The sequence below is a fragment of the Bartonella sp. ML70XJBT genome, from assembly GCF_028618425.1.
In the GTDB taxonomy this organism is placed as follows: Bacteria; Pseudomonadota; Alphaproteobacteria; order Rhizobiales; family Rhizobiaceae; genus Bartonella.
The window spans coordinates 1,596-4,765 of the sequence record NZ_JAQISX010000047.1 but is presented as its reverse complement, the minus strand read 5'-3'; the positions used below and the strand labels follow the sequence as shown (position 1 = coordinate 4,765).

Below are 3,170 nucleotides of genomic sequence, written 5' to 3'. Positions count from 1 at the left end.
TATCGGTTCGTGCGTTTGCGAAGAAGATGGGTGTTTCACATAATGCGGTGGTTTCTCGGATAAAGACAGGTAAATTTGATGCAGCTCTTTTTGAAGATGGTTCTGTCAATGAAGCGCTTGCAACAGCTATCTGGAATGAGAATCCAACAAAGCGCCCTGCTTCACTTTTAGCGCCTGATGGAAAGGTGCGGACAAAGATCAAACAAGCCTCCACAGATGGAGCCAATGAATACAAAATTAAACTGGAGCGAATGCAAGTTGCCCTTGAAAGCGAAAAGATTGCCCTTGAACGCTTACGCGAAACAACGGTTGACCGTGAAGAAGTAAAGAGAGCAGCGCGTGAGTTTGGAAGAGCGCACCGTGATGCCATGCTGAATTTTCCGCATCGTTTCGGTGCAAGCATTGCTGCACAAGTTGGATGTGATGCAGCCAGCCTTATTGGTGCTATTGATTATACCATGAGAACAGCTTTGCTTGAGGCGGTTAATATTCCAGTGCCTTTTCATGATCCTCATTCTCCAGAGTTAGAGAACTTGCAAGAAACGAATAATGGATGACAATGCAGTCGAAGAATTTTTCTCCCATGCCAATGACGCACGACAACCAGACCCACCGTACACAGTTTCGCAATGGGCGGACAAGAATAGGTATCTTAGCACCGTAGCAAGTGCTGAGCCTGGGCTTTGGAGAACAAAACGCACCCCCTATTTGCGCGAAATCATGGATAATCTTTCCTCTCACAAACCGATTGAAACAACCATTGTCATGAAAGGCGCACAGGTTGGCATGTCAGAGGCAGGATTAAACTTCTGCGGTTATGCCATTCATTATAGTCCGGGACCTGCCCTTTATGTGATGCCAACGGTTGAGACAGCCAAGAAGCTTTCAAAGACGCGGCTTGATCCCATGATTATGGCGAGTCCAGTTTTAAGTGAACGTATAGCTCCAGCGCGAGCACGTGACAGCGGGAATACCATGTTTTCTAAAGAGTTTGATGGTGGTGCATTGATGCTTACAGGAGCAAACAGTGCAGCTGGTTTGCGTTCCATGCCTATTCGTTATCTGATTTTAGATGAGGTGGACGCCTATCCTCTCAGTGTGGATAACGAAGGTGATCCGGTGATGATTGCCGAAAAACGTACCTCAACCTTTGTGCAGAGAAAGATTTTTAAATTGTCTACACCAACACACCGTGACACAAGCCGTATCGCCAAGGATTTTGTGCTAGGAGACCAGCGATATTACAATGTCCCTTGTGATGCGTGTGGTGTTCTACAGCCCATTGTTTGGTCACAAATCAAGTGGCCAAAAGGCGCCCCCGAAAAAGCTGTGTTTGTTTGTGCCCATTGTGGTCATGAACATGCCGAGCACAGAAAAACAGATCTCATGAGTGAAGAAAGAGGTGCGTGCTGGGTGCCAACCAGTGAATCAAGCAGACCGAATTTGCGTTCTTACCATATTTCGGCACTTTATTCTCCTTGGCTTACTTGGGGGGAATGCGCAAGAGAGTTTTTAGATGCCAAGGATGATCCGGCACTTTTGCAGCCTTTTGTCAACACAGTGCTTGGAGAGCCATGGGAAGACAGAACAGGCGAAGTTGTTGATCCTGATAGCCTCTATGCAAAACGCGAAGATTATCCCCTTGCACCAGAACAAGCCGTGTTGTTGACAGCGGGTATTGATGTGCAAAATGACCGGTTAGAGCTTGAAGTGGTGGGATGGGGACGCAGTGAAGAAAGCTGGCATATTGATTATCACGTCATTCCTGGTGATCCCTCTTCTTTTGAAGTATGGGACCAATTGGATGAATATCTTGCAAGACGCTGGCCGCATCTAGGTTACAAAGACGGCATCAAGATAACGGCTGCTTGTATTGATACCGGTGGTGGACACACACAGGCGGTTTATAATTATGTACGCCCCCGTGAGGGGCGGCGCATCTGGGGCATTAAGGGACAGGCTGGTTGGCGAGCGGTATGGCCACGCCGCCCAAGCAAAAACAATAAGGGGCAGATTAATCTTTATATTGTTGGGGTTGATGCAGCAAAAGATATTATCACGGCACGGTTTAAAAAATCCGGTCCTGAAGCATCGGGGGCTGGTGCAACACACTTTCACAAAAACCTTGATCGGGAATATTTTGACCAGCTAACCGCTGAAAGAAAAGTCATCAAATATTTTAAAGGCTTTAAGCGCATTGAATGGCAAAAAAGCGAAAAGGCAAGAAATGAAGCCTTGGACTGTAGGGTCTATGCTTATGCTGCTTTACAAGGTCTGATTTCGGCAGGAATAAACCTTAATCGAGAAGTCGATATCTTAGAAGAGCGTTTGGAAAAACTTAAAATTGAGGGCTCTTTAGAGCAGCCAATATCAGAACATGTGCCCTCTCCTTCTCCAAGAAAATCTCAAACAATACAGCCTAAAAAGAAGCCATTCAGAACAATGATGAATCCTTATATGCGAGGGGATTGGAGGTAATGTATGGGTGAACCTTTAGAACCAATTAACAGCAAATTTTCGAGATTAGAAAGTTTAAAAAGGCGGCGTGAGCAAATTGAAGAAGCTCTTTATTCGGGAGCACAATCGGTGCGCCATGGCGATAAGCAAGTCAGCAACCGTTCTGTTGAGGAACTGCGCAGAGCGCTTGAGATGCTGAACACACAAATAGCCAACCTTGAAGGACGCAAGCGTTCACGCGTTTTCTATTTTAATATATCACGAGGCTATTAATGGCTGGTTTTTTCAATAAACTCACGGGCTTTTTTACAATTTCTCGTCAACACAATCCCCATTTTGAAGCGGCAAGCAAAAGCCGCCGTATGGGTGGTTTTGACCCCGCAAAAAAACATATCAATAAAGCGATTGAGGAATGCGGTGATACCATTGTTGCCCGTTCAAGATGGCTTTATGACAATGAATCTCTTTATGGTTCTGCAACGGAGGAATGGGTCTCTGCAGCTGTCAGTGATGGGATTAAACCTTATCCTCGTATTGAAGGTTTTCAAGAAGAAAAGAAAAAGCTTTTAGACTTGTGGTGGCAATGGGTTGATGAAGCGGACTATGATGAAGATGCCAATTTTTATGGACTTCAAGCAACCATTGCACGAGAGGTCTTTTTAACTGGAGAATGCTTTGTAAGACTACACTATGTCGACCTCTACGGGCGCTCT

At 45.6% G+C, this 3,170-nt stretch carries 4 protein-coding genes; all 4 read left to right on the top strand.

All coding sequences use genetic code 11. From position 1 onward, the window contains the following. Positions 1-557: hypothetical protein (locus PVV65_RS09020; protein ID WP_273789933.1), on the top strand; the 557-nt coding region annotated here is incomplete at its 5' end. Next, the gene (locus PVV65_RS09015) at positions 550-2,478 is read left to right on the top strand and encodes a phage terminase large subunit family protein (protein ID WP_273789932.1); all 1,929 of its coding nucleotides are present in this window, start codon (positions 550-552) and stop codon (positions 2,476-2,478) included. The genes PVV65_RS09020 and PVV65_RS09015, both read left to right, overlap by 8 nt. A 3-nt stretch (positions 2,479-2,481) precedes the next feature. Continuing rightward, positions 2,482-2,730, top strand: coding sequence for a phage head-tail joining protein (locus tag PVV65_RS09010; RefSeq protein WP_273782904.1), 249 nt, complete (start codon positions 2,482-2,484; stop codon positions 2,728-2,730). Beyond that, positions 2,730-3,170, top strand: a 441-nt coding sequence (locus tag PVV65_RS09005) for a phage portal protein (protein WP_273789931.1), incomplete at its 3' end; no start/stop codon positions are given. The genes PVV65_RS09010 and PVV65_RS09005, both read left to right, overlap by 1 nt.